Genomic DNA, 24,979 nt, shown 5'->3' with positions numbered 1-24,979 from the left:
CGACGAAATCCCGAATCCCGAATCCCGAACAATCGACGCGGGGTGCCGGTCAGGAAGCGGCGGGCGCCCTGCGGAAGGCGGAGGTGTCCGGCGGCGCCATCTTGCCGAGCTGGATCATCAGGACGTGCAGGTCGTTGCAGGCCCAGTGGTCGCTGACGCGGCCGTCGCGGATCCGTGCGATGTGGATCTCGTTCCAGCTGATGGTGCGGCCGGTCGGCTCGGCGCCGAAGACGACGCCCTTGTGGGTGCCGGTCAGTTCGACGTGCTGGATGACGAAGTCGCCGTCCTCGAACTCGCGGATGATGTTGACCTTCAGGTCGGGGAATCCCTGCCGCTCGATGAGGATCACCGACTTGACGCCCTCGCGGCTGGTGTCCATTCCGGGCGGGGCGTTGTGGTTGACGAAGTCCTCGCTCATCACCTCGTCGAGGACGTCGGCGTTGCCCTGGGAGAATCCCTCATCCAGAATGCGACGGGCGAGCAGGATGTTCTTGGACACGATGTTCTCCTTGGAAGGGTTGTCCGGTCTCCTCGGAAAGGGCGACCTGGATGTTGACGAGAGTCCGTTCCGGTTCGAGCCAGCCCGCTGCGGGGCCCGGGTCGAACCGCGCCCACACCGCCTCGGCGGTCAGCTGCTCGGTGTGTGCCAGCCGGGCGGCGGCGAGCACCCGGTCGAAGTAGTCCGCCAGGTCGTGCAGCGCCCCGATCCCGGCCGGCCGGCCGTGCCCGGGCAGCACCACCTCGGGGCGCAGCGCGATCAGCTGGTCGAGCGCGGTGCGCCAGCGGCCGACCCGGCCGTGCACCGCGAGCGGTGTCACCCCGGAGAAGCACAGGTCGCCGGTGACCAGGACCTGCTGCGCGGGCAGCCACACCACGAGGTCGGCGGCGGAGTGGGCGTCGGTGAACTCGACGACCCGCGCGCCCTCGGGCAGCGCGCTCTCGATGCCCGCGGGCGGCAGGGGCTGCGCGGCCACGCTGTCCCAGTCCGCCAGCCGCTCGGCGAAGGCGGGCATCACCTTGGCGAGCAGCGTGGGCAGTCCCGGTTCGCCGATCATCTTGCGCATCCCGGCCGCCGTCCGCGGATGGGCGAGGATCGGCACGTCGCCGAACAGGGCGTTGCCGCCGATGTGGTCGGTGTGGATGTGGGTGTTGACGACGAGTTCCGCGCGGCGGCGCCTGCGGTCGAGTGCCGCCACGATGCTGCCGGCCATCTCCGGCAGCAGCATGGTGTCGATCACCGTGGCAGGCCCGCCGAGCAGCAGCACGCTGTTGGACAGGCCCGCGCTGCCGTCGCCGTTGACCACGGCGACCACGCCGTCGGCGACCTCGACCTCCTGGCGCAGGGGTATCGCGACCGGCATGGCGCTCACCCCTGCAGGGCGCGGATCTTCTGGACCAGGCCGGTGCGGTCGAGCATGGCGTGCCAGGACACGATGCGGCCGGCGTCGGCCCGTATCGTCTCCACGACGTTCCAGACCAGCCGCTCGCCGGAGCCCTTGGGCACGCCGGACAGGATGAGCTCGGCCGACAGCGCGGAGCCGTCCGCGGACTCGATGAGCCCCTCGACCTCGTGCTCCAGCTCGACGTACAGGCCGCGCTGCTGGGTGAACATCCCGGCGAGCGCCTTGGGGCCGGTCTTCTGCTGGCTCGCGGTGCGGATGTCCATCTCCGCGTCGCACAGCTCGTAGAAGGCGAAGTGGTTCTCCGCCTCGACCGCCGCGTAGACGGCGTCCCAGAGTTCCCGTGCGGTCTTCATGGTCATTTCCCTTCGCCTGACACGATCCAGTCGACCTGGTACACGTGCACGTCCACGTCGTCGGCGTACTTGTGGAGTTCGAGGATCAGCGCGCGGCCGGCCTCGCTGCGGATGTGCTCCTGGAAGGCCGCCAGCTCGCTCCACTGGGCGTAGTTCGTCACCCGGCTGCCGTCGACGCTGCAGTGCACGTTGGCCGACACGAAGCCGGGCATGTGCCGGACGATGTCGTCGGTCTCCTTGCGGATCGCCGCGGACAGCGCCTGCTGGTTCTCCGGCTTGCAGTGGAAGACGTTGATGTAGGTCATCAGCCGCTCCTCGGCGGCAATCGTGCTCATGACCAGGTCGCCTTCGTCTCGGCGACCACGGTGAAGCTGTGGAAGGCCGGCGCCGAGTAGCACTCCCGCATCGGCCGGACGAGGTCCTTGTGGTCGTCGGCGTCCTTCCAGGTGACGAAGTCGGCCATCGACGTCCACTCGCTGGCGATCATCCAGTTCTCCGGGTTGTCCGGGGACTGGCAGATCTCGTCGCGGATGTGCCCGCGGGTCGCCGCGACGCTGAAGCGGACCTTCTCGTAGGCGGCCAGGAAGTCCTCCCACTTCTCCTCGGCCACCGTCATCATGAACAGGACGCGGACGGTGCCGGCCGCGTCGTCGGCCTCCTCGGCCTCCTGCTCGCCGAGCACCTCGGTGTCCACGTGCGCCAGCGAGGGGTCCGGTGCCAGCGGGCCGACGTGGTAGACCGTCAGCGACTCGGTCGTGCCCACGTTGCGCAGCCGGTGCCGCTTGCCGATCGGCACGTAGATGCCGTCGCCCGCGCCCAGTTCCCAGGTGTCCCCCTCGACCTCGAGCACCAGGTCGCCGTTGATGACGAACAGGAACTCCTCGGAATACGGATGGAAATGCTCCACCACGTGCTCGCCGGGCTGGAGAACCGCCGTCCCCATATAGCCGGAACGGCTTCCCACGGAACCGGGGTGGAGCACCATACGCAACTGCCCGCCGCGCGCCCGATAGGGCTCGATTTCCTCGGCGTGGATTCGGCTCACCTCTGAATTACTCATGGGGAAAGCATCTCCGACGGCCGTTGCGGTCCGCATCGGCGATCTGCCGCGAATAAACTGCGGGAAATCCGCAACCGGCTGCGGGAAGCCCGCGAAAGCGCAGGCCGGCGTCCCGGCCGCGCACCTTCGCGCGGCCGGGACGCCGGCAGTGGACGCCTCTCAGCCCAGGGGCATCGCCGCGTGCGCACGGAAACCGTGCATACAGGCGTAGACGGCCAGCTGGGTCCTGTCGCGCAGGTCGAGCGCGCGCAGCAGCGAGGAGATGTGCGTCTTGACGGTGGGCCTGCCCAGCTGCAGCTGGTCGGCGATCTCCACGTTGGTCAGCCCGTGGCCGATCAGGCCGAGGATCTGCCGCTGGCGCGGGGTGAGTTTGACCCCGTCGCCGGGTCCCGACGGGGCCTCGGAGGGGCCGCTGTAGCGCAGCGCGGTGACGAGTTCGCCCGCCACCAGCGGGTCCAGGGCCACACCGCCCCGGTCGACCGCCCTGATCGCGTCGACGAGCCCCTGCACGGGCGTGTCCTTGTGCAGGAACCCCTGGGCGCCGCCGAGGAGCACCTTGATCGCGGTGCCCGGGGTCAGGTTGGCCGACAGGGCCAGGACCTTCACCGCCTGCTCCGCGCTCCGGCCGACGAGCTGTCTGGACAGCAGATCCCCTATGTCGAAGCTGTCCAGGTCCATCAGCAGCACGCGCGGGCGATGGTCCCGAAGCAGCCTGGGACTGTAACTCTCGGTGTCGAATTCGACCACCACGTCGATCCCCGGGATACCGCGCAGTACCGTCATCATGCCCGCCCGGTAGACCCCTGGACCACCACAGACTGCGACCGGCAACAAATCATCTAAACCGCGTACAATGTCCATCGAGACCCCCGCAGAGTGATAAACCATCTGTGGATTTGCGTGGCCGGCGACGCCGCCACCCGCAGTTGGCTCCCCCCGCGGCGCACTTGTGTAACCGGTGGCGGTCGTGCTGCCGATTTTCGTCGCGAACGGGGTGTATAGGCCGCAGCGGGCGGGATGAGACAAGAGGCCGCGCGGGCATACTTCTTGGACGCACTCGAAGAAGCCCGCGCGGCCACCGTCGTTTCACGGTCCCGCCCCCGGTCACATGCGGGGTCACTCGTTAACGGCCGGCCGCCGGCCTCCCCGGGGCGCGCAGCACCAGCGCGCTGTTGAAACCGCCCTGGCCGCGCGCGGTGACCAGTACGGTGCCGAGCGCGCGTTCGCGCGGTTCGCGTACGAGGTCGAGGCCGTACGCCGGATCGGGGTCGTCCAGGTTGCCCACCGGCGGGATGACGCCGGCCCGCATCGCGAGCAGCGCGGTGGCCACGTTGAGCGCGGAACCGCCGGACAGCAGCCGGCCGACCAGGCCCTGCGGCGCGGTGACCGGGACCGCGTGCGGGCCGAACACCGCACACAGCGCCCTGGCCTCCGCGGCGTCGGCGTCCGGGCGGCCGGCGCCGTCGGCGACCACCAGATCCACCTCGTCCGGGCGCACCCCGGCCCGCTGCAGGGCCAGTTCCATCGCCCGGGCGTACTGCCGCCCGTCCTGGGCGGTGTCCCGGTAGTGGTGCGCGTCCTGGGTGGACGCGTAGCCGGCGATCACGCCGTAGCCGGCCGGCCCGGACCTCGCGCGCGCCGCGTCCTCGTCCTCCACCAGCAGCACCGCGCCGCCCTCGCCGGGCAGATGGCCGTTGGCCGACCGGTCGAACGGCTTGTAGCCGGCCCTCGGGTCGGTCGCGGTGGACAGCTGCCCGCCCGCCATCTGGGCGGTCAGCGCGTACGGCGCGATCGGCGCCTCGGTGCCGCCGGCCAGTACGGCGCCGGTGCCGCGGCGGATGGCCCGGTCGGCCCAGCCGAGGCTGTCGATGCCGGACGCCGCGTCGGAGACCAGCACCCCGCAGGGCCCCTTCGCCCCGTGGTGGATGGCCAGTTGGCCGGTGCTCGCGGCGTAGAACCAGGCGATGGACTGGTACGCCCCGACGGCCTTGCGGCCCCGGCTCCACAGCGCCTGGATCTCCCGCTGGCCGAACTCGTTGCCGCCGGAGCCGGAGCCGAGGATCACCGACGTGGCGTACGGGTCGTGGGCGGACGGGTCGTAACCGGCGTCGGCGAGCGCCATGCCGGTGGCGGCGAACGCCAGCCAGGTCCACCGGTCGGTCTGGACGGCCAGCCGGTCCGGTACGTGCTCGCCGACGTCGAAGCCGGGCACCTGGCCGGCCAGCGTGGTGGCGTAGCGGCTGGTGTCGAAGGTGTCGATCGGCCGCACCGCCAACTCGCCCGCCAGGGTCGCGCGCCAGTGCTCGGCCGCGCCGATGCCCGTCGGCGCGACGACGCCGAGGCCGGTGATCACGGCGGGCATCAGTGCACACCGGCCAGCACGATGGCCGACTGGAACCCGCCGAACCCGCTGCCGACGGACAGCGCGAGGTCCACCCGGTGGTCGCGTGCGGTGTTGGGGACGTAGTCCAGGTCGCAGAGCGGGTCGGGGTGGGCGTAGTTGGCGGTGGGCGGCACGACGTTGTGCTCGATGGCCAGTGCGGTCGCGGCCACCTCGATGGAGCCGATCGCGCCGAGGGAGTGCCCGACCATGGACTTGATCGAGCTGACGGGCACCCGGTACGCGTGCGCACCGAGGCTGCGCTTGAGGGCGGCGGTCTCGTGCCGGTCGTTCTGCTTGGTGCCCGAGCCGTGCGCGTTGACGTAGTCCAGCGCGGTGGGGTCGCGCCGGGCCTGGTCCAGCGCGCTGCCGATCGCGGCGGCCATCTCGACGCCGTCCGGGCGCAGTCCTGTCATGTGGAAGGCGTTGCAGCGGTTGGCGTAGCCGGCGACCTCGGCGTAGATGTGCGCGTCCCGCCGCCGGGCGTGCTGGTACTCCTCCAGGATGAGCACGGCCGAGCCCTCTCCCATCACGAATCCGTCGCGGGTCGCGTCGAACGGCCGGGAGGCGTGTTCCGGGTCGTCGTTGCGGGTGCTGGTGGCGCCGATCGCGTCGAAGCAGGCGATCGAGATGGGCGTGATGGGCGCGTCGCTCGCGCCGGCGATCATGATGTCGGCCATGTCGTCCTGGATCAGCTGGTACGCCTGCCCGATCGCGTCGATGCCCGAGGTGCAGCCGGTGGACACCACGGAGGCCGGGCCGTGCGCGCCGAACCGGTAGGCCACCTCGGCGGCCATGGTGCTGGGCACCCACGCCTGGTGGAGGAACCCGGACGCGAACTCCGGGTCGACCAGCCAGTTCCGGCCGCCGTCGCTGGCCACCACGTACTCGTCCTCCAGGCGGGTGCTCGCGCCGACCGCGCTGCCCAGGCACACCGCCATCCGGTCCTGGTCGAATCCGCCGTCCAGCACCAGGCCCGAGTCTGCCATCGCCTCGTCGGCGGCGACCAGCGCGAACTGCACGGAGCGGTCGTTGCGGAACACCTCCTGCCGGGTCAGCCCCGCGGCGAGCGGGTCGAAATCGACCTCCGCGGCCAGTTGGGAGCGGAACTGCGCCGGGTCGAACAGCGAGATGCGGCGGGTGGCGGTACGCCCGTCGGTGATCTGCTGCCAGAATGCCTTCCTCGTGGCGCCACCGGGCGCGACCACACCGATCCCGGTGACCACGACGCGTCGCGCGCTCATCGCGCGTGCTCGCTCAGTCCCTCGTTGACCAGCGTCACCAGCTCACCGAAGGTCGCGTTCGGGTGCTCGTCGTCGAGCTCGACCCCGTAGCGCTCCTCGATCTCCGCCTTGACCTGCAGCTGCGCGAGCGAGTCCAGGTCGACGTCGCTCAGAGTGGCGGACGGGTCGGCGGTTATCGCGGAACGAGGCAGTCCGGCTTTTACGACCAGGATCTCCATCAGGTCGTTAATTGTGAATGTCGGCACAGTGATTCCCCTTCACATTTAGGCGACGATCCCGGCGACCAAGGCTACGCAATAATGGTCCAGATTATCTTCAGCCCAGCGAACTAAATCGGCTCATACCAGAGAATGAGGCGGCACCATCCTCGCGAATGAGCATTGCCGACCCCTCGAATTATTGACGCCATTTCGAACTCGGTGATTCACTGACCCCAATTGATTTCCCCGATTTGAGGAGACGGGAATGGACGCGTCAGCAGCACCGACAACCGCACCGGCGGGCGCCGGCGTCACCGCGGTCGCCGTGGCGATGGCCAGGGCCATGGAGTCCGGCCGCGCGGACCGGATGTTCCACGACCCCTACGCCCAGCCGTTCGTCGACGCGGCCAAGGCGGTCCTCGACGCCGACGAGTGGCCGTCGCTGGTCGCCTGGGTCGACCTGTTCTACTCCCGCGGGGTGGTGCGCACCCGGTTCATCGACGACTTCGTGCGCGACGCGGCGGCGGCCGGCTGCACGCAGGTGGTGCTGCTCGGCGCCGGCCTGGACGCGCGCGCCTTCCGGCTGGCGCTGCCGGCCGCGGACGTGTACGAGGTGGACACGCCGTCGGTGTTCGCCTTCAAGGACCAGGTGCTGGCCGACGCGGGGGCGCAGCCGACCGCCCGCTCGCGCACCGCCGTCCACGCCGACCTGCGCGAAGACTTCGCCGCGCGGCTGGGCGGCACCGCCTTCGACCCCGGCAGGCCCACCGCGTGGGTCGCCGAGGGCGTGCTGCCCTACCTGACCGCCGAGCAGGCGCGGCAGGTGATCACCGACGTCGGCGCGCTGTCCGCGCCGGGCAGCCGGCTGGTCTTCGAGCACTCCGACAAGGCCGGTCCCGACCCCAGGGCCGCCGCCACGGCGCTGACCACGCCCGGAGCCAACCGGATCAGCGCGATGGTCCGCGGCGGCCTCGGCCCGGGCGGCCGTGACTGGGTGGCCGGCCAGGGCTGGAGCATCGGCGTCACCGAGCGCGGCGACCTGGGACCGCGGTACGGGCGGCCGGACGACCGGCTGCCCGGCGGCCAGTTCATCATCGCGACCCGCGACTGACGGGGACGAAGGACATGGAATCGAACCAGGCGCAGACCGAACTCCCGAATCCGACAGAGGCGCGCATCCAGGCCGCCGCCGAGTCCTATCGGCGGCCGATGCTCGCCACCTATGACATGTTCGTGCTCGGCATGATGAGCCGGTTCATGTGGCGCTGCCCGCGCGGGCGAATGCTCGCGCATTACGACCGGCAGGTCGGCGCGGCACATCTGGATATCGGACCCGGCACCGGCTGGTTTCTGGACAAAAGCAGATTTCCGGTGGAATCCCCTTCGATCACCCTGCTCGACCTCAACGAGGTGGTGCTGGCCACCGCGGCGCACCGCATCAGGCGCTACCACCCCGAGACCCGGGTCGGCGACGCGTTCAAACCGTTCCCGCTGGGCACCGCGCGGTTCGACTCGGTCGGCATGAACTTCCTGCTGCACTGCCTGCCCGGGTCGATGGCGCAGAAGTCCGTGGTGTTCGACCACGTGGTGCCGTTCCTGCGGCCGGGCGCGCGGGTTTTCGGCAGCACCGTCCTGGGCAACGGCCCGCACCACACCGGGCGTTCGGGCAAGCTGCTGGCCAAGCTCAACCGCAGCGAGGTGTTCAGCAACCTCGACGACCGGCTGGAGGACCTCGACGAGCAGCTGCGCGCCCGGTTCACCGACGTCGAGACGGCCAGGACCGGTGCGGTCTGCCTGTTCTCCGCACGCTTCCCGGGGGTGCGATGAGCGGCGAGCTGCCCCCGCTGGCCCAGCACCTGCACGACGGTGTGCTGCAGTCCCTGGCCGTCGCCCGCATCCAGCTGGGCCGGGCGCTCACCCAGCCCGGGCCGCTGCCCCGCGAGCTGGCCGTGGACCTGAAGGCGCTGCTCGACCGGGAGATCGCGGACCTGCGCCGGCTGATCGGCGGTACGGCCCCGGCCGGCCCGCCGCAACCCGACCTGCCCAGCGCGCTGGCCGCCACCGCGGAACAGCTCCAGTCCGTCACCGGTATCCGCATCCGGGTCGAGAACCGCACTACGCCACGCGGTCGGTGGGCGGGCAACGACCTGGTCGCGTACCGGATCCTGCGCGAGGCCCTGCACAACACCGCCAAGCACAGCGGGGCCAGGCACGCCTGGGTGGCCGTGGCCGGCGGGCGGGACCGGCTGGTCTGCGTGGTCTGCGACGACGGCGGCGGCTTCGAACCGCCCGCGGCCGGCGGCCACTTCGGGATGGCCGCCATGCACGCGCAGGCGAGGGACGCGGGCGGCTACCTGGCCGTCCAGTCCCGCCGCACGGGCACGTTCGTGACGCTGTCGCTGCCCAGGGACCCGGCGCCGCAGGGGGCGGTCACGCGATGACGGCGCCCGCTGCCGCGCTCCGGCCGACCATCCTGATCTGCGACGACCACCCGGTGGTGCGCTGCGGCATCCGCACCCTGCTGCCCGACGACCGCTACCGGGTCGCCGGCGAGGCGGCGGACCTGGCCGGCACCGTCGAGCAGGTGGACCGGCACCGGCCCACCGTGCTGCTGCTCGACCTGAGCTTCCTCGGCACCCCCAGCCTCGGCGTCCTGCCCACGGTGCGGGCGGTGTCGCCGGCCACCCGGGTGCTCATCCTGACCATGCACAACGACCTGGAATCCGCTCGGGAGTCGCTCGCCGCGGGCGCGCACGGGTTCCTGGCCAAGGACGCGGCCGCCGAGGAGCTCGTCGCCGCGGTCGACGCGCTCGCCGCGGGCGGCCGCTACCTCGATCCGGCGCTCGGCGCGGCCCTGCTGGACCTGCACGCCGATCCCGACGGCACCCTGAGCAGGAGGGAGCGCGAGGTTCTCGGGCTGATCGCCGACGGTCTGACCCACGACCAGATCGCCGACGAGCTCGGCCTGTCGGTCCGCACCATCGAGGCGCAGCGAGCGTCGATCAAGGTCAAGCTCGGCGTCAGCCGCCGGGCGGAACTCATCAGCTGCGCCCGGCGGTTGCGGCTGACCACGACAGGAGGCGAGCGGTGACGCAGACCGGCCGGCCCAGCCGTACGGCGTTGAGTTCGGCGCGCGCCCGCGCCGTGCACCAGCGGGCGGACTCGCCCCCGGTGTTCGCGGACCCGTTGGCGGAGCGCATCGTCGACGGCCTCGGCGAGCCCCCCACGCCGCCGGGCACGCCCGGAATGCCCGCCGAGGTGCGGCTGTTCATGGCGCTGCGCCACCGGGTGGCGGAGGACGCGCTGCGCGCGTCCGCGCACACCCGGCAGGTGGTCATCCTCGGCGCGGGCCTGGACACCTTCGCCTACCGCAACCGCGATCCGGCGCTGCGGGTCTTCGAGGTCGACCTTCCGGCCACCCAGGCGTGGAAGCGCGAACGGCTGGCCGCGAGCGGCATCGAGGTGCCCGACACGGTCGCGTTCTGCCCGGTCGACTTCGCCGAGCGGAACGCGGACGAGGCCCTCGACGCCGCCGGATTCGACCGGCACGCACCGGCGTTCTTCCTGATGCTGGGCGTGGTCCCCTATCTGACCACGGACGCGCTGCTGGACACCGTGCACTTCATCGGCGGGCTGCCCGCGCCCGCGGAGATCGTCTTCGACTACAACCAGCCGGCCGCCGCCCTGCCGCCGCACCGCAGGCCCGCGCGGGCCGCGATGGTCGAGGCGATGGCCCGGACGGGCGAGCCGTGGCAGTCGTTCTTCACCCCGGACGAGATCGCCGCGGAACTCGCCGACGCCGGGTTCTTCGACGTCGCCGACGCCGGCTGGCGGGAGTGCGTGGCGCGCTACGCGCTCGACGGCTCGCTGCAGGACCTGTTCGGCGGCCGGATCGTCCACGCCCGCGCGAAGGGAACCGCGACCGGAGCGCTTGCCGCAACCGCGACCGGAGCGGTGACCGCAGCCGCGGCCGGAACAGAGAGGAGCCAGTGATGCACGCCCTGGTCATCGGCGGCGGGGTGGCAGGACCCGCCACCGCCGTCGCGCTGCGCGCGATCGGCGTCGAGGTCACCATCTGCGAGGCCCGCCCCGCCGAGGACAAGGACGTCGGCCTGTGGGTCATGGTCGCCCCGAACGGCCTTGCCGCGCTGGAGGCGCTGGACCTGAAGGAGGCCGTGCTGCGCGAGTCCCTCACCGGCGCCGTCGGCCCTTCCGGCTTCGCGCCGATACGCCGGGTCGGGCTGTACCGGGTGCTGCGGGAGGCCGCGGTGGCGCGCGGCGCCCGGATCGCGCACGACCGCAGGCTGGTCGCCGCCGACACCGCCCCCGGCGGCGGGGTGGTCGCCCGGTTCTCCGACGGGACGGCCCTGGAGGGCGACCTGCTCGTCGGCTGCGACGGCATCCACTCCAGGACCCGGTCCGTCATCGACCCGGCCGCACCGGACACGCGCTACGTCCCGCTGCTGAACCTCGGCGGCTTCACCTCAGGCGTCGACGCCCCCGGCGAGCCGGCGCAACTGCAGTTCGTCCGCGGCCGCAAGGGCTTCTTCGGCTACGCCGCCTCGGGCCGGGGCGAGGTGTGGTGGTTCGCCAACCTGCCGTGGGGCGCGGAGCCGACCCGGGCGGAACTGGCGGAGATGGACCGCACCGTCCTCACCGAACGGCTGCTGGACACCTTCGCCGAGGCCCCGCCCTACGTGGCGGACCTGATCCGCGGGACGTACACCGACCTGTACGCCCTGCCCACCCACGACCTGCCGACCGTTCCGACCTGGTGGCGGGGCGACATGGTCATCCTGGGCGACGCGGCCCACGCCACCACGCCGACGTCCGGCCAGGGGTCGTCGATGGCACTGGAGGACGCGGTGGTGCTGGCGAAGTGCCTGCGCGACCTGCCCAGGGCGCAGGCCCCGGCCCGCTACGAGCAGCTGCGCAGGGAACGGGTCGAGGGCATCGTCGCGCTCGGCGCCCGCGCGTCGGCGGCCAAGCTGAACGACGCCCTGCCCGACAACTCGCTGGACTGGGTCCTGGACTACCGGATCGACTGGGCGGCCCGCGTCTGACCGGCCCGCACCGGACGGCACGAGGGGGCGCGGCGAAACCGCCGCGCCCCCTCCTGTCATGCGTCCGCGGCCGGCGCCACCAGCCGCGCCCGCAGCGCCGCGAGCGTCCCGGGCGTCACCCCGCCGGGCCCGGTCAGGTAAGCCTCCAGCGATCCGTACCGCTCGCGCAGGGTGTCCAGCGTGGTCGCCATCGCGTGCCGGGGTGCGCCGAAGACCGCGTGGTAGCGCTCCTGGTCCAGGCCCAGCTCCGCGAGCCTGGGCAGCAGCCGGGCCATCCGGCGCTCGCTGAAGTAGATCCGGCTGAGCGCGTAGTCGTCCAGTACGGTCGCGTCGTCCGCGCCGAGGACCGACAGCAGCAGCGCGGCCGCGAGACCGGTGCGGTCCTTGCCCGCCGTGCAGTGGATCACCGCGGGCACGCCGTCCGGCGCGGCGAGCCCGGTCAGGACCCGGCCGAGGGCGGGCGCGTCCTGCTCGGCCATGTCGAGGTAGACCCGCTGCAGGAAGTCGTCGGGGACGGCGCCGGCCCGGCCGCTGCGGAACAGCTCGCCGAGCGGGCTGGTGCGCGCGGCGTCGCCGCCGATGGCGAGCAGCTCGCTGCGTACGGCGGCCGGCAGCGCGGAGGGCGCCGTGCTGCGCTCGTCGTCGGTGCGCAGGTCGTAGGCGACGCGCAGGCCGAGCTGGCCGATCGCGGCGAGGTCGGCGGCGGTGAGCCGGTCGGGCGCGTCCGCGCGGAAGACCATGCCCCACCGGGTGCGGCCGCCGCCTCGGACCCGATAGCCGCCCAGGTCGCGGAAGTTGCTCGCGCCCTCCAGCGGCATGACGCGTTCCGCGGCGAGCAGCGCACCGCCGCCGCCGACCGGCGCGACGGACACGTAGTGCCGGCCGGGACCGAGGCCGGCCAGCGACGTCCGCGTCGCACCGTCGACCCGGGCGACCGGCCCGCCGCGGCCTACGGACTCGGGCGTCGGCCCGACCGACAGCTCCACAGGACCGGCGCCGGACAGTTCCCAGGACACCCCGAGGCCCCCGGTGCCGTCGCGAACCACGTCGACCGCCAGCACGACCGTTCCCATGTGATTCCTCCGATTGTCCGTGCGCGGCTACGGGGCGCCGGACGGCGGCGCGTCGGCCACGTCCAGCCAGGGCAGCGCGCCCGCGTCGATGTCGCGGACGACCCGGTCCAGCCAGGCCAGTTCGGCGACGCGCAGCGCCTGTGCGTACTCCACTTCCAGCGTCACCACGCGCGGCAGGCCCGCGGTGTCGGCGGCGAGTTGGCGGGCGGTCCGGTCGTGGGTGGCCCGGATCGCCTCCCGGCGCTCGCGCAGCAGGTCTGCCGCGGTCGCCGCGTCGAGGGTGAGGATGTGCGCGAGACCGGTGGCGAACACCGGGAAGTCCTGTGCGGGGGTGCGCAGGTAGTCCCGGACCAGCGCGTCCGCCACCGCGGTGCCTTCCGCGGTGATCGCGTAGACCGTGCGCTCCGGGCGGGCGCCGGCCCGCTCCGAGCTGACCGTGGTGATCAGCCCGGCGTCGGCCAGCCGGTCGATCGCGTCGTAGAGCGAACCGCCGCGCATCTTCACGACCTGGTCGATGTGCCGCTCGCGGACCAGCGCCTGGATCTCGTAGGGATGCCGGGGGCGTTCTCGCAGCAGGCTGAGCACCGCAAGCGTCAGCGGCGTCCGCAACGCGCGTGGCGGCATCAGAACTCCCCCCGTGGATAGTCGAGTTCGAGTAACCGAGTTCGACTATACAAGCGGGTCCGCGGCCGCACCAGAGCCGATCAGCCGTGGCCGTGCGCCTGCCGGGCGTGCCGGGGGAGCAGCCCCACCGGGAGCGGGGTCGCGACGTTCAGGGCCGCGGTGACGGCGGCCGGGTCGTCGGCGGCTCCCGCGAGCGGGGGCCGCGACGCCCTGACCTCCGGGCGGCCGGCCCCCTCGTCCGGCTTCACGCGGCCAGGGCGGCGCGCAGGAAGCCGGTGATCTCCTCCCGGGCAGGGCCGGCCTGCGGCACCAGCCCCGGCAGGCTGAGGAACGCGTGGCCCGCGCCCGGGTATTCGGTGAGCCGCGCGGGGGTGCCCGCGGCCCGCAGGCGTTCGGCGTAGCGCCGGCCGTGGTCGGCCAGCGGGTCGGCGGTCGGCACCACGACCAGTGCCGGGGGCAGCCCGCCCAGGTCGCCGGCGTGCAGCGGCGACAGCGCGCGCGGGTCGGTCCCCCGCGGGACGGCGAGCCGCTGGAACAGGCGCAGGACCTCCACGGTCAGGGTCGGGGTGCGGGCGTACTCCGTCATCGACGCGTGGTCGTACGCCGTGCCGCTCACGTCGACGGCCGGGTTGACCAGCACCTGCGCCCGCAGCCGCAGGCCGGCGTCCCTGGCCCGCAGCGCGGTCAGCGCGCAGATCAGGGCGCCGCAGCTCTCCCCGAAGACCGCCACCCGCTCCGGGTCGACGCCCCACCGCGCCGCGTTCCGCAGCACGTGCCCGAGCGCGTCCCAGCCGTCGCCGGCGGCGTCCGCGAGCGAGGTGTCCGCGGCGAGCAGGCGGTGTTCGACCGAGACGACGACCGCGGGCAGCTGCGCGGCGACGTGGCTGGTCACCCAGTCGCACTGCACCGCCGTGCCGACGAAGCCACCGCCGTGGACGTGGACGACCAGCGGCAGGGCGGCGGGCCGCGTGCCGCCGCCCTGCTCCGGCGCCGGCCGGTACACCCGGACCGGCAGCTCGCGGCCGGGCAGGGCTATCGACTCCCAGCCGATCCCGGCGCCGGGGTCCGGCTCGCCGGTGACCGCCCGGGCCGCGGGGGAGGCCCGGAAGCGGTTCTCCGCTTCGCGGTAGACGGCCAGGTCGCCGTCCGTCATCGCCGACCAGTCGGGTTCGGCCGGCCGCGTCGTCGCCGTGGGCTCGCTCATGGCTCCTGCTCCCTTCCCCGGGCCGGGAGCCCAGGTGCACTCAGTGTTGCACGCACCGCGTGCAACGCCAAGTGCATGGGTTAGGCTGGGCCGGGACGAGAGGGGCGAGATGGCCGGCAGAAGGCGTTGGTCGACCGACGAGATCCTGGACAAGGCGGCGGAGCTGCTGCGTACGGGCGACGCCGAGTCGTTCAGCCTGCGCAAGCTCGCCGCGGCGCTCGGGACGGACTCCTCCAGCCTCTACCGGCACTTCCGCAACAAGACCGACCTGCTGCGCGCGGTCGCCGACCGCATCCTGGTGGCCGCCATGGAGGGCCACCGCCCCGAGGGCGACTGGCAGCAGCGCGTCCGCGCCCTGGCCCTGCGGGTGCGCGGGGCCTTCGGGCAGCAGCCCCAACTCGCCGCGCTCTGGGGCCGCTACGCCTCAGGCGGCACCGGCTCCCGGCTGGTCATGGAGGAACTCCTGCAGGCGCTGCGCGCGTCGGGCCTGCCCGACGCGCAGGTCCCGGTCCACTACCACCGCCTCGCCGTCCTGCTCACCGCCCTCATCGCCGCCGACGGCGGCGTCGACTCGCTCGCCCCCGACGAGTACGACCAGGGCATGGAGCTCTTCCGCGTCTCGGTCCTGGGCGCGGACCCCGAACACTTCCCCGCCCTGTCCCACTACGCCCGCGACATCCGCCCCCTGGGCGTCGACCGCACCCCCGCCTTCGACGACATCCTCACGGCCCACCTGGCCCACATCGCCGCCACCCTCCCCTGAGCCGGGTGGCGGTGGCGCGTCTCAGACCTTCACCACCCGGACGCCGGGGCCGCACAGCACCAGGAGATCCTCGGGGTCCGAAGTCAGGACGGTCACCGGAGCCGGCGAGGCGAGCGCGGTGGCTGCGACGAGGGCGTCGAGCGCATACTTGTGTCCGTGCAGACCGGCTGCGGCGAGCAGTTTGCTCGCGTGGCGGGCGATGGCCTCGGTGGGCGGGACGATGACGACGCGCGAGACGGCGTAGTCGAACCGGGCCTGGTGCGTCCTGGGGTCGCGGGCTTCGACGAGGGTGACTGAGCTGGTGACGACACGAACGTCCTCCACCTCGGCCGCGGCGAGCCACTCGGTGATCTCGGGCCTGCGGTGCACGAGTCCCGACAGGCCTTCGCAGTCCAGGACGAGGGTGCCGCTCATGCGGCGTCGACCGAGCCGGCCGCGTCGCCGCGCAGCAGCGCCCGCTTGGCCTCGACCGCGGCCTGGTCGACCGGCCCGTGTTCGGCCTCCGCGTCCTCGATCAGCTCCCGCAGCCGGTCCCGCTCCAGTTGGCGCTGGATGAGGGACTCGACGTACGCGGACATCCCGCGCCTGCCGGTGCGTGCCCTGAGAGCGGCGATGGTCCCTTCGTGCAGCGAGACCGAGACCGGGCGGACGGGACCTTCGCCGGGTGCGGGATCGGGGGTGGTGGTCATAGCCCCCACTTTAACAAAACTCTTGTTATTGCGCGCAGGGAGGTCAGGGTCGACGGGGTCCGGGTCGGTGGCGTCGGACGGTGCATCGGAGCTGACGCCGAGTGAGGTCGCGAAAACGCTCGTGTCATGATTGGTGACGCAGCGTGCGAACCCGTCGTGCGGGATAACCTGCGCATGGCGGGGTGACCACTCTGGTATCACCATCACCAGCTGTTCCGGTTCGATTTCACCGCGAGGAGCACTCAACGCCATGTCCACGCAGGTCAGCATTCCCGGTTACGAAGTCGGCACGTGGGTGATCGACGCCAGCCGTTCCGAGGTCGCCTTCCAGGTACGCATGCTCGGCTTCATGAAGACCCGCGGAACCTTCGACGCCTTCGAGGGTTCCGTCGTATTAGCGGAGAATCCGCTGGATTCCACGGTGAACGCCGTCATCTCGACCACCTCGGTGAACACCAAGCACAAGAGGCGCGACACGGACATCCAGCACGCCGGATATCTGAACACCGGGCAGTACCCGACCGTCACGTTCGCCTCGACCGGCGTACGGGTCGACGGTGACGACTTCCTGGTCGACGGCGACCTCACCGCGCTCGCGGTCACCAAGCAGGTGACGCTGCGGCTGTCGGCGAAGGCCTTCGAGACCGGCGCCGACGGCAAGCCCGTGGCCAGGTTCTCGGCGACGACGCAGATCAGCAACAAGGAGGTCGGCGTCACCAAGGGCTCGGCCTTCATCAACGACACGACCGCGATCGAGCTGGACATCGTGGCGACCAAGCAGGACTGACACCGCAGGGCCAGGGGGGAGGGGACCGTGGGCGGTCCCCTCCCTCACTGCTTCAGCGCCCGGTCCACCAGCGGCCCCGCGGCCCCGGTGTAGGCGGCCGGGTCGAGCAGCGCGGCCAGCTCCTCGGCGCTGAGCACCCCGTCCAGCTGCGGCAGTTCCGCCAGGACGTCGGCCAGCGGCCGTGCCTCGCGGGCCGCCCGCAGCGAGGCGTCGGCCAGCAGCTCCTTGGCGGCGGCCTTGCCCAACCGGGGGGCCAGCACCGCCGAGACGCGCTCGGCGGCGATCCGCCCGCCGGTCGCGGCGAGGTTGGCGCGCATCCGCTCGGGGTGCACGGTCAGGCCCGCCGCCAGCTCGACGGCGGTGTGCGCCGCGCCGCCGGCCAGCCGCAGGCACTCGCGCAGCGGCAGCCACTCGGCCTGCCACAGGCCCGCCGCCCGCTCGTCCTCCGCCGGCAGGCACTGCGTCAGGACCGAGGCCAGCGCGGGGACCTGCACGGCGGCGGAGCGGATCAGCGTGGCGAGCACCGGGTTGCGCTTCTGCGGCATCGCGGAGGACACACCGCGGCCGGCCCCCGAGGGCTCGGCGACCTCGCCGATCTCGGTACGGCTCAGCACCAGGACGTCGACGGCGATCTTGCCGAGGGCGCCCGCGGTGTGCGCGAGCACCGCGGCCAGGTCGGCCATCGGGGTGCGCAGGGTGTGCCAGGGCAGGACGGGCACCGCGAGGCCGGTCTCGTCGGCGAACGCGGCCACCAGGTCGATGACCGCGTCCGGCGCCGCGTCGTCCCCGGCGTACTGCTGGTAGCCGGCCAGGGTGCCGGCCGCCCCGCCGAGGGAGACCGGCAGCCCGCGCTCGGCGACCCGCTCCAGCCGCTCGGCCGCCTCCAGCACCAACTGCCGCCAGCCGGCGGCCTTGAGGCCGAAGGTGGTGGGTACGGCGTGCAGGGCCAGCGTGCGGCCGGCCATCACCGTGTCCCGGTGCGCGGCGGCCATGCCGGCCAGGGAGTCGGCCACCGCCCGCAGGTCCGCGCCGATCAGCCGCAGCGCGCGGGCGGCCACCAGCATCGCGCCGGTGTCGAGGATGTCCTGGCTGGTGGAGCCGCGGTGCACGTACTCCGCCGCGGTCGGCGACTGCGCGGCCACCACCTGCGTCAGCGCCGCGACCAGGCCGACGACCGGGTTCGCCGTCTCCCGTGCGGCCACGGCGAGCCGGCGTACGTCGAGGTGCTCGGCGCGGGCCGCGGCGGTGATGGCGGCGGCCGCGTGCGCGGGGACGGTGCCGCAGCGGACCTGGGCGCGTACCAGCGCGGCCTCCGCGTCGAGCATCGCCTGCAGCCACGCGGTGTCGCCGACCGCCGCCTCCACCGGGGTGCCCACCCGGACCGGCGAGAGCAGCCCGGTGTCGGCGTACGGCTCGGCGCTCACGCGGTGGTGCCGTAACCGGTCAGGACGACCTGCTCGGGCAGCCGTACCGGCGGCAGTTGGGGCGCGGGCAGCGCGAGGGCGGCGGCGGCGATGGCGTCGGAGTCCTCCAGGGTGACCGAGCCGACGCCCGGCCTGATGCCCGCCGCGGTCACCCAGTGCACGGCCTCGGTGGGCACCCCGTACGCGAACCGCCGCGGGTGCTCCCCGCCGCGGGCGTCCAGCAGCCGGTAGGGCCGCTCGGACACCGCGAGCCCGCCGGTCTCGTAGTCCCGGCCGTCCGAGCCCGGCACCCGGTAGGGGCGGCACTGGCCCGTGCGCAGCAGCTGGCCCATCAGCGGGTCGGCGGTGCGCCGCAGGTCGATGTCCGGCAGCCGGCCCTCGACCAGCACGGTGGCCCGCACCAGCACGTCGGGGATCACGTCCGAGGTGCACACGAAGGCCCGCCCGTCCGGGTCGGTGTCGACCCGCATGCCGGGTCCCGTCACCTCCAGCACCCCCGCGTCGATCAGCGCGGCCATCTCCTCGATACGGGACGCCGGCGGGCCGATCGACAGGTACGCGTTGAGCGGGGTGTACCAGCCGTCCAGCTCGTCGCGGTGCGACGCGGCGTCCAGGCCGCCGTGGTCGACGGCGAGCCGCACCTCGTTGCGCAGGTCGCGCAGGATGTCCAGGGCCGCCTTGAACGGGCCGCTGACGTTGCCCTCGTGGGCCTTGCGCACGTCCTCGTCGAGGTAGCCGCGCAGCCAGGCGCGGAAGGCGGCCAGGTCGCGCAGGTCGCCGGGGTCGTAGGGGCGGGCGACCCGCTCCCAGTCCCAGCGCTCCGCCGGGTCGATGCCCGCCTCGTCCAGCAGTTGCTGCTCGGCGTCGCCGGACGGGGCGCCGAGGTAGCGGGCGGAGAAGTCGGCGGCGCCGTCGGGGGTGTCGCGGGCGGCGAGCAGCGTCTCGTAGTAGACGCTCTGCACCTCCATCGCGATCAGCGACCACAGGCCGGTGCCGAAGCGTATCGGCTCGCTGGCGGTGGAGGGTGTGCGCAGCGCGGCGACGTATTCGGCGGTCAGCAGCCGGGGGGCGTAACGGCCGTGCGCGCCCTTCTCGTTCTCGCCGCGGGCCTGGTAGGGCACGCCCCGCCGGGAGCCGGCGAACAGGCGCGGTTCGCGGCCCGAGGGGTGGTAGACCAGCTGCCCGTCGACGCGTTCGAAGGCGCCGCCCCTGCCGTGGGTGAACAGCGCCATGTAGTCGAAGAAGTTCAGGCCCAGACCGCGGATCAGCACGTGCTCGCCGGGCGCGACGGACGACAGGTCCACGTCCGCGGGGTTGGCCGGCGGGATGTAGGTCAGCGAGGCGCCCGCGGCGAAACCGGCCAGCTCGGCCTCGTCGCCGGTGGGCAGGACCGGTACGTGCCCCTGGGCGAGCATCACCGCGGACAGGCCGGTCAGCAGGGTGCCGTCGTCGAGCAGCACGGTCTGCGGCCCCGAGCCGCCGAGTTCGGCGTCGCCGTCGACCAGGCCGATCGCCCGCGCCGGGTGCACGCGTACCGCCACGTGCGCGGGCGCGTTGGCGGCGACGTGCCGGAAGGCCCAGGTCAGGTACTGGCCGTAGAGCGCCCGGGTGGGGTAGGTGTCGGGGCCGAGCGCCCGCGCCTCGGACAGCGCCGCGTCGTCGGGTGACGTCGCACCGGACGCGGCGGCGATGTGTTCCAGGGCCTTCGCCCACTGGTAGAGGCTCGGCCCCTCCTCCAGCGGCCCCTCGATGTGGACGCTGGCGTCGGTGAAGACCGTCACCTGGGAGGCGACGGTGTTCATCAGCAGGTGCCGGGACTGCGTCGGCCGCCACACCCGGCCCGCACCCGGCGGGTCGGGGTCGACGACGTGGACGGTGAGGGGGCGCTTGCGGGGGTCCACACGTTCCTGGGCGCAGATCCGCTCCAGCAGGGACAGCCCGCGCGGGCCTGCGCCGACGAGGCACACTTCGATGGGTCCGCCGCTCACAGCGTGACTCCGTTCACTGGGGGGCCGGCGGCTCGAAGCGCAGCGGGGTGATCTGGTGGACGTCGTAGCGGTCGCGCAGCCGCTGCACCGCGCCGGAGTCCACCGTCGTGCCCGCGGAGAAGATCTCGCAGATCTCCTCGAAGTAGCGCTCGTGGTCCGGCGGCGGGGACGCCTGGAAGAGCATCCGCACCGGGTTCTCGGTGGCGTTGGTGAACGCGTGCGGGGTGCCGGTGGGCACGAACATGCAGCTGCCGGGGCCGGCCCGCAGGATCTGCTCGCCGTCGGGGGACTTCCAGTCCGCCCAGTCGTCCGGCGTGCGCTCCACCGGCTCGAACGCGAAGACGTCCAGCTCGCCTTCGAGGACGTAGAAGAACTCCGTGGAGTGCTCGTGGACATGGGCGCCGACGTTGAAGCCCGGCGGCACCACCACCTCGAAGGTCGAGGCGAAACCGCCGTCCGCCCCGGTGACCTTGAACGTGACGTCCTGAGCCTTGGTCAGCAGCCTTTTGCCCTGGCCCGGCGGAACGATGAGGCCCTTCATGCGCTTGCCCTCCCTGTCGCGGTGACGAGACCGCCTTCGGTGACGAGATCGCCGTCGGTGGCGGCGCCGCCGGGTGGGCGGCGCCGCACGGCTCAGACCCGCTTCTCCAGCCGGCTCTGCAGCAGCTGCGACAGCTCGATCCGGCGGACCTTCATGGTGGCCGTCCTGGGCAGTTCCGCCTGCGGGAGCTGCACCGGGTCGGCCAGCTGCGGGAAGTCGGCGGCGGCGGTGCGCCAGCGCTCCGGGTCCAGCGGCCGGTCGCCGTCGGTGCAGATCACCGGGATCGGCTCGGCGTTCGGGCCGATGACGACGACCAGTTCGGTCAGCTCGTCCAGCCGGCTGATCATCAGGTCCTCGATCTCCAGGGTGCTGCTGGTCTCCGGGACCATGTCCACCTCGCGGTCGAGCATGTGCAGGCAGCCGCGCCTGGTGCGGTAGCCGACGTCGCCGGTACGCCACCAGCCGTCGTGCTTGTTGGCCTCGTAGCGCTCGGGCTCACCGAAGTAGCTGTGCGCGATGCCGTCCCAGCGGACCTCGATGGCACCGGGGGTGGCCTTCGACGGGCGCTTGCCGTCGCGGCTGACCACCCGGACCTGCGCGCAGCCCGGCATCGGGTAGCCGACGCAGCGGCCGTCGGTGCGGTGCACGGACTTGCTGAAGTAGGGCCGCCCGACGGCGGGGCCGACCTCGCTCTGCCCGTAGATCTGGAAGAACAGCGGCACCCGGCGCTTGGAGGACGCGATCAGCCGGGTGATGGTCCTGGGGTGGATCGCGTCGAAGGTGCTGCTGAAGTACTTGACCGAGGCGAACGGCTTGCGCGGGTCCTCGGCGAGCGGCTCCCAGTCCATGAACGCGTTGGGCAGCGCCTCGATGAAGGTCGGCTTGTGCGCGGCCAGCAGGCCCGCCACGTCGTCGGGCTTCGGGTTGTTCATCAGCAGCACCGGCATCGCCTTCATCAGCACCAGCGACATCGCCGCGTACATCCGCGAGTGCACGAAGGGCAGGTTGATCGCGACGGTGTCGCGCCGCCACATCAGCGACAGCAGCCACCACTGCGGGCGCAGCCGTACGCCCATGGTCCGCGGGGTGTGCACGACGAGCTTCGGGACCCCCGTGGTGCCCGAGGTGTGGGTGATCATCGCCGGCTCGTCCAGGCCGCGGAAGACCGGCTCGACCCGCGGGGAGCCGGCCAGGTCGGTGAGTGCGACCGCGCCCGGCCACTCGCCGTGCGAGATGATCACCGTCTTGGCCAGCTCCTTGACCGGAACGTCGGCCAGGACGTGCAGCTTGGGCAGGTCGGTGAGCAGGTGCGGCCGGTGCAGGCGGCCGAGCAGGATGCCGACGGTCGCACCGTCAAGAGCGGGCTGCAGCATCACCGGGACCGCGCCGACGCGGGCGGCGGCCGAGGCCAGCATCCAGACGTCGAAGTTGGGGGACTTGTAGATGGCGATGGTGTCGCCGGAGCGGACGCCCGCCGCCGCCAGCCGCCCCGCGAGGTCGTCCACGTGCTCGGCGAGCCGGCCCGCCGTCAGGCGCCGCCCGGCTCCCGGGAGCACGTCGAGGTCGTGGTCGAGGCTGAGCCGCGTCGAGCTGTTCTTGGCCGCGGCCATTTCCGGCATGCTGCCGAGCTGAAGACCGTGCTTGGCTATCGCACGGTCGACCATGAAGCCCATCATCGGGACCAGCTCCCTTTCCAGGAAATGCGATGGAATTCGGGTCGTCGCCGGCTCGGCGGCGCGACAGGACACGCTCAACGAGCACCGAGGCGTCCCAGCATCGGCCACCCGGCTTGCGCGCCACTGTCGATCGGGTTGGCGTCGGCTTGGCGATGGACTGGCGGGCGGCAACGCCACCGCCACGGCAGGCAAACCGAGGAATCGGCCGAAACCGTGGCGAAAGGCGCACCGAATGGGGGGCCTTGACATGCAGTCACCCGATGGCCACGCTCGTATCCGACTGTTAATCAGTAGAGGTTCCTGGCTGTCTGTGTGATTTACGGGGAAGGTGCGGCCATGTTCATGGTCGGGCAGGACAGCGGCTCCGGTGGCGGCCCCGGAGTGGCGGCATTCGCGCGGAACCCCTTATCCGGGCCGGCCACGGGACCGGGCTATATCCGGTGGACCGAGGCACAGCCGGCGGAGAACCAGGGCACTCCGAACGGCATGGTGGAATTCCGCGCGCTCGGACCCGTGGAGGCCGTGGTCGACGGCCGGATGGTCGATCTGGGCACCCCCAAGCAGCGCGCGCTGCTTGCCCTGCTGGTGAGCCGGGTCGGCCACCCCGTGACGGTCGACGTGATGCTGGAGGAGCTGTGGGAGGGGCGGCCGCCGCCCTCCGCGCGCACCTCGCTGCACGCCTACGTCGCCAACCTGCGCCGGGTACTGGAGCCGTCCAGGGCGCGCAGGACACCGGCCACCGTGCTGCGCACCCACGGCCAGGGCTACCTGCTGGACAGCCGCGCCGTCCGGGTCGACGTCCACCGGTTCTGCGAGCGCGCCACCGCGGGCTGGCACGCGTGGGGCCGCGGCGACCGGCGGCAGGCGCTCGGCGAGTTCGAGGCCGGGCTCGCGCTGTGGCGGGGGCAGGCCTACGCGGAGGTGGCCAACGCCACCCACGTGGTGCCCGAGGTCGAGCGGCTGGAGGAGCTGCGGCTTTCGCTGGTCGAGGGGCGCTGCGCCGCCCTGCTGGCCGCCGGCGCCCACGAGGTGGCGGTGGCGGAACTCGAAGCCTTCACGCAGGCCCACCCGTTGCGCGAGTACGGCTGCGAACTGCTGAGCCTGGCCCTCTACCGGGCCGGCCGGCAGGCCGACGCGCTCGCGGTGCTGCGCACCAACCAGCAGCGGCTGGCCAGGGAGCTGGGCATCGACCCCAGGCCCGCGCTCCAGCACCTGGAGAGCGAGATACTCAACCAGGCGCCGGCCCTGGACTGGCAGCCGCCGGCCCCGCCGGTGGTCAGGAGCGTGCCGGCCGCGCCCGGCGTGCCGGCCCCGAGGGCCGGCGGCTCCGGCACGCCGGCCGTGCGGGCCGCGGACCCCGACGTCTTCGTCGGCCGTGAGGCCTCCTTGCGGCAACTGGCCGATGCGCTGCCCGCCGCGGCCGCCGGGCGCGGGCAGGTGGTGACCGTGTCGGGCGAGCCCGGCATCGGCAAGACCGGCCTGCTGCGGCGCTTCGCCGCGTCCGCGGGCGTACCGGTGCTGTGGGGCGCCTGCCCCGAGCACGTCGCGGCGCCGCCGCTGTGGCCCTGGCAGCAGGTGCTGCGCACGCTGGCCGCGTGCTGCCCGCAGTGGCCCGTACCGGGTCCTGTGGCCGAACTGCTCGACCGCGAGGACGTCCGCCGGGTCCCGGACGGCACCGACGCGGACGCCGCCACGCTGCGCCGGTTCGACGCGATCGTGGACTACCTGACGGGCGCCTCGCAGGGCACACCGCTGGTCGTGGTGCTCGACCACCTGCACCGCGCCGACCCCAGCTCGCTGCGGCTGCTGGCCCACCTCGCCGAGTCGGTGCAGGGCGGCCGGCTGCTGGTGGCGGTCGGCCACCGGTCGGGCGAGTCCGCCCTGACCGAGACCTCGGCCGCGCTGGCCCGCGCGGGGACCACCAGGATCGCGTTGTGCGGCCTGGACGTGCAGGAGACGCAGCGGCTGGCGGGCGCGATGCTGCACCGGGAGGTCGGCAGCCACACCGCGGAGGGCCTGTGGGACCGCACCGAGGGCCACCCGTTCTACCTGCGCGAACTGATCAAGCAGCTCACCAGCGAGCAGCGCCTCGAACAGCCCCACACCGTGCCGGTGCCGGTACCGGTGCGCGAGGTGGTGCTGCGGCGGGTGGCCCAACTGCCGCAGCAGGCCGCGGGGGTGCTGTCGGTGGCCGCGGTCGCGGGGCGGCACTTCGATATCGATGTCGTCGCCGACGCCGCCGGGGTCGGGATCGAGGCGGCACTCGAAGCGCTGGACGCCGCCGTCGCGGCCGGCCTGATCACCGAGGACCAGCAGCGACTCGGCTGGTTCCGCTTCACCCACGCGGTGACCGCCGAGGTGCTCTACGGGGCCACCGGGCGGCTGCGCCGGGCGCACCTGCACCGCAGGATCGGCCAGGCCGCGGCCCGCACCTGGACCGGCAGTGCCAGCGGCACCCTGGAGGGCGCCGGGTACTGGCCGCACGAGCAGTGAGACCGCAGGGACTG

Annotated in this window: 28 protein-coding genes; 9 read left to right on the top strand and 19 right to left on the bottom strand. The window is 72.9% G+C overall.

Features of this window, described 5'->3' with window-relative positions; translation table 11 throughout:
- Positions 1-49 precede the first annotated feature (49 nt).
- From NFU81_RS35730 to NFU81_RS35690, 9 genes are all read right to left on the bottom strand, one after another.
- Complete coding sequence (locus tag NFU81_RS35730; RefSeq protein ID WP_251499797.1) at positions 50-499, bottom strand: ester cyclase; 450 nt, start codon at positions 497-499, stop codon at positions 50-52.
- Complete coding sequence (locus NFU81_RS35725) at positions 459-1,361, bottom strand: MBL fold metallo-hydrolase (RefSeq protein ID WP_251500135.1); 903 nt, start codon at positions 1,359-1,361, stop codon at positions 459-461. The genes NFU81_RS35730 and NFU81_RS35725 overlap by 41 nt, the downstream gene beginning before the upstream one ends.
- A 5-nt stretch (positions 1,362-1,366) precedes the next feature.
- Positions 1,367-1,756, bottom strand: a complete 390-nt coding sequence (locus NFU81_RS35720; RefSeq protein ID WP_251499794.1) for a nuclear transport factor 2 family protein — start codon at positions 1,754-1,756, stop codon at positions 1,367-1,369.
- Positions 1,757-1,758: 2 nt separating this feature from the next.
- On the bottom strand, positions 1,759-2,091 hold the full coding sequence (locus NFU81_RS35715) for an antibiotic biosynthesis monooxygenase family protein (protein WP_251499791.1): 333 nt from the start codon (positions 2,089-2,091) through the stop codon (positions 1,759-1,761).
- Positions 2,088-2,816 (bottom strand): cupin domain-containing protein, encoded by a 729-nt coding sequence (locus NFU81_RS35710; protein WP_251499789.1) that lies wholly within the window; start codon positions 2,814-2,816, stop codon positions 2,088-2,090. Before NFU81_RS35710 ends, NFU81_RS35715 begins: the two co-directional genes overlap by 4 nt.
- Positions 2,817-2,975: 159 nt before the next feature.
- Entirely contained in the window at positions 2,976-3,602 is a 627-nt protein-coding gene (locus NFU81_RS35705; RefSeq protein WP_251499786.1) for a LuxR C-terminal-related transcriptional regulator, read from the bottom strand.
- A 337-nt stretch (positions 3,603-3,939) separates the two neighbouring features.
- Positions 3,940-5,178 carry a beta-ketoacyl synthase N-terminal-like domain-containing protein gene (locus NFU81_RS35700; protein WP_251499783.1) on the bottom strand — a complete coding sequence of 413 codons (1,239 nt, stop codon included), beginning with the start codon at positions 5,176-5,178 and terminating at the stop codon, positions 3,940-3,942.
- Positions 5,178-6,440 carry a beta-ketoacyl-[acyl-carrier-protein] synthase family protein gene (locus NFU81_RS35695; RefSeq protein WP_251499781.1) on the bottom strand — a complete coding sequence of 421 codons (1,263 nt, stop codon included), beginning with the start codon at positions 6,438-6,440 and terminating at the stop codon, positions 5,178-5,180. The genes NFU81_RS35700 and NFU81_RS35695 overlap by 1 nt, the downstream gene beginning before the upstream one ends.
- Positions 6,437-6,685, bottom strand: a complete 249-nt coding sequence (locus NFU81_RS35690; protein ID WP_251499778.1) for an acyl carrier protein — start codon at positions 6,683-6,685, stop codon at positions 6,437-6,439. The genes NFU81_RS35695 and NFU81_RS35690 overlap by 4 nt, the downstream gene beginning before the upstream one ends.
- Before the next feature lie 220 nt (positions 6,686-6,905).
- Between NFU81_RS35690 and NFU81_RS35685 the strand changes: the two genes are divergently transcribed.
- From NFU81_RS35685 to NFU81_RS35660, 6 genes are read left to right on the top strand one after another with little or no spacing between them, the layout of a single operon-like run.
- Positions 6,906-7,751, top strand: coding sequence for an SAM-dependent methyltransferase (locus NFU81_RS35685; protein ID WP_251499775.1), 846 nt, complete (start codon positions 6,906-6,908; stop codon positions 7,749-7,751).
- A 14-nt stretch (positions 7,752-7,765) separates the two neighbouring features.
- A complete protein-coding gene (locus NFU81_RS35680; RefSeq protein WP_251499772.1) occupies positions 7,766-8,467 on the top strand; it encodes a class I SAM-dependent methyltransferase in 702 nt (233 codons plus the stop codon).
- A complete protein-coding gene (locus tag NFU81_RS35675; RefSeq protein WP_251499770.1) occupies positions 8,464-9,081 on the top strand; it encodes a sensor histidine kinase in 618 nt (205 codons plus the stop codon). The genes NFU81_RS35680 and NFU81_RS35675 overlap by 4 nt, the downstream gene beginning before the upstream one ends.
- On the top strand, positions 9,078-9,731 hold the full coding sequence (locus NFU81_RS35670) for a response regulator (protein ID WP_251499767.1): 654 nt from the start codon (positions 9,078-9,080) through the stop codon (positions 9,729-9,731). Before NFU81_RS35675 ends, NFU81_RS35670 begins: the two co-directional genes overlap by 4 nt.
- Positions 9,728-10,633 (top strand): class I SAM-dependent methyltransferase, encoded by a 906-nt coding sequence (locus NFU81_RS35665; protein WP_251499764.1) that lies wholly within the window; start codon positions 9,728-9,730, stop codon positions 10,631-10,633. The genes NFU81_RS35670 and NFU81_RS35665 overlap by 4 nt, the downstream gene beginning before the upstream one ends.
- The gene (locus NFU81_RS35660; RefSeq protein ID WP_251499762.1) at positions 10,633-11,703 is read left to right on the top strand and encodes an FAD-dependent monooxygenase; all 1,071 of its coding nucleotides are present in this window, start codon (positions 10,633-10,635) and stop codon (positions 11,701-11,703) included. The genes NFU81_RS35665 and NFU81_RS35660 overlap by 1 nt, the downstream gene beginning before the upstream one ends.
- A gap of 56 nt (positions 11,704-11,759) precedes the next feature.
- Here NFU81_RS35660 and NFU81_RS35655 read toward each other — a convergent pair whose 3' ends face one another.
- The 4 genes from NFU81_RS35655 to NFU81_RS35640 form a co-directional block, all read right to left on the bottom strand.
- A complete protein-coding gene (locus NFU81_RS35655; protein WP_251499758.1) occupies positions 11,760-12,776 on the bottom strand; it encodes a tyrosine-protein phosphatase in 1,017 nt (338 codons plus the stop codon).
- A gap of 27 nt (positions 12,777-12,803) precedes the next feature.
- Entirely contained in the window at positions 12,804-13,400 is a 597-nt protein-coding gene (locus NFU81_RS35650) for a PadR family transcriptional regulator (protein WP_251499755.1), read from the bottom strand.
- Between the two features lie 80 nt (positions 13,401-13,480).
- On the bottom strand, positions 13,481-13,648 hold the full coding sequence (locus tag NFU81_RS35645) for a hypothetical protein (RefSeq protein ID WP_251499753.1): 168 nt from the start codon (positions 13,646-13,648) through the stop codon (positions 13,481-13,483).
- On the bottom strand, positions 13,645-14,604 hold the full coding sequence (locus NFU81_RS35640) for an alpha/beta hydrolase (RefSeq protein WP_251499750.1): 960 nt from the start codon (positions 14,602-14,604) through the stop codon (positions 13,645-13,647). Before NFU81_RS35640 ends, NFU81_RS35645 begins: the two co-directional genes overlap by 4 nt.
- 109 nt (positions 14,605-14,713) lie before the next feature.
- Here NFU81_RS35640 and NFU81_RS35635 point away from each other — a divergent pair, with 109 nt between their 5' ends.
- On the top strand, positions 14,714-15,367 hold the full coding sequence (locus NFU81_RS35635; protein WP_251499747.1) for a TetR/AcrR family transcriptional regulator: 654 nt from the start codon (positions 14,714-14,716) through the stop codon (positions 15,365-15,367).
- 21 nt (positions 15,368-15,388) lie between these two features.
- Here the strand turns inward: NFU81_RS35635 and NFU81_RS35630 are convergent, their stop codons facing one another.
- Together NFU81_RS35630 and NFU81_RS35625 are read right to left on the bottom strand one after the other, a co-directional pair.
- Positions 15,389-15,781 (bottom strand): type II toxin-antitoxin system VapC family toxin, encoded by a 393-nt coding sequence (locus NFU81_RS35630; RefSeq protein WP_251499745.1) that lies wholly within the window; start codon positions 15,779-15,781, stop codon positions 15,389-15,391.
- On the bottom strand, positions 15,778-16,056 hold the full coding sequence (locus tag NFU81_RS35625) for a hypothetical protein (RefSeq protein ID WP_251499742.1): 279 nt from the start codon (positions 16,054-16,056) through the stop codon (positions 15,778-15,780). Before NFU81_RS35625 ends, NFU81_RS35630 begins: the two co-directional genes overlap by 4 nt.
- Before the next feature lie 250 nt (positions 16,057-16,306).
- Here NFU81_RS35625 and NFU81_RS35620 point away from each other — a divergent pair, with 250 nt between their 5' ends.
- Positions 16,307-16,843: a YceI family protein gene (locus NFU81_RS35620; protein WP_251499739.1), complete on the top strand. Its 537-nt coding sequence runs from the start codon at positions 16,307-16,309 to the stop codon at positions 16,841-16,843.
- 44 nt (positions 16,844-16,887) lie between these two features.
- Here NFU81_RS35620 and NFU81_RS35615 read toward each other — a convergent pair whose 3' ends face one another.
- From NFU81_RS35615 to NFU81_RS35600, 4 genes are all read right to left on the bottom strand, one after another.
- A complete protein-coding gene (locus NFU81_RS35615) occupies positions 16,888-18,267 on the bottom strand; it encodes a nitrosuccinate lyase (RefSeq protein ID WP_251499736.1) in 1,380 nt (459 codons plus the stop codon).
- The gene (locus NFU81_RS35610) at positions 18,264-20,255 is read right to left on the bottom strand and encodes an FAD/NAD(P)-binding protein (protein WP_251499733.1); all 1,992 of its coding nucleotides are present in this window, start codon (positions 20,253-20,255) and stop codon (positions 18,264-18,266) included. The genes NFU81_RS35615 and NFU81_RS35610 overlap by 4 nt, the downstream gene beginning before the upstream one ends.
- Positions 20,256-20,268: 13 nt before the next feature.
- Positions 20,269-20,796: a cupin domain-containing protein gene (locus NFU81_RS35605; protein ID WP_251499731.1), complete on the bottom strand. Its 528-nt coding sequence runs from the start codon at positions 20,794-20,796 to the stop codon at positions 20,269-20,271.
- A 92-nt stretch (positions 20,797-20,888) separates the two neighbouring features.
- On the bottom strand, positions 20,889-22,460 hold the full coding sequence (locus tag NFU81_RS35600; protein ID WP_251499729.1) for a class I adenylate-forming enzyme family protein: 1,572 nt from the start codon (positions 22,458-22,460) through the stop codon (positions 20,889-20,891).
- Positions 22,461-22,958: 498 nt separating this feature from the next.
- On the opposite strand from NFU81_RS35600, the gene NFU81_RS35595 reads away from it, so the two are divergent.
- Positions 22,959-24,965, top strand: coding sequence for an ATP-binding protein (locus NFU81_RS35595; protein WP_251499727.1), 2,007 nt, complete (start codon positions 22,959-22,961; stop codon positions 24,963-24,965).
- Positions 24,966-24,979: the final 14 nt, after the last annotated feature.

Source organism: Actinacidiphila cocklensis, assembly GCF_907177275.1.
GTDB lineage: Bacteria > Actinomycetota > Actinomycetes > Streptomycetales > Streptomycetaceae > Actinacidiphila > Actinacidiphila cocklensis.
Note: the sequence above shows the minus strand (reverse complement) of the source record. Positions and strands in the feature narration are given on the sequence as shown.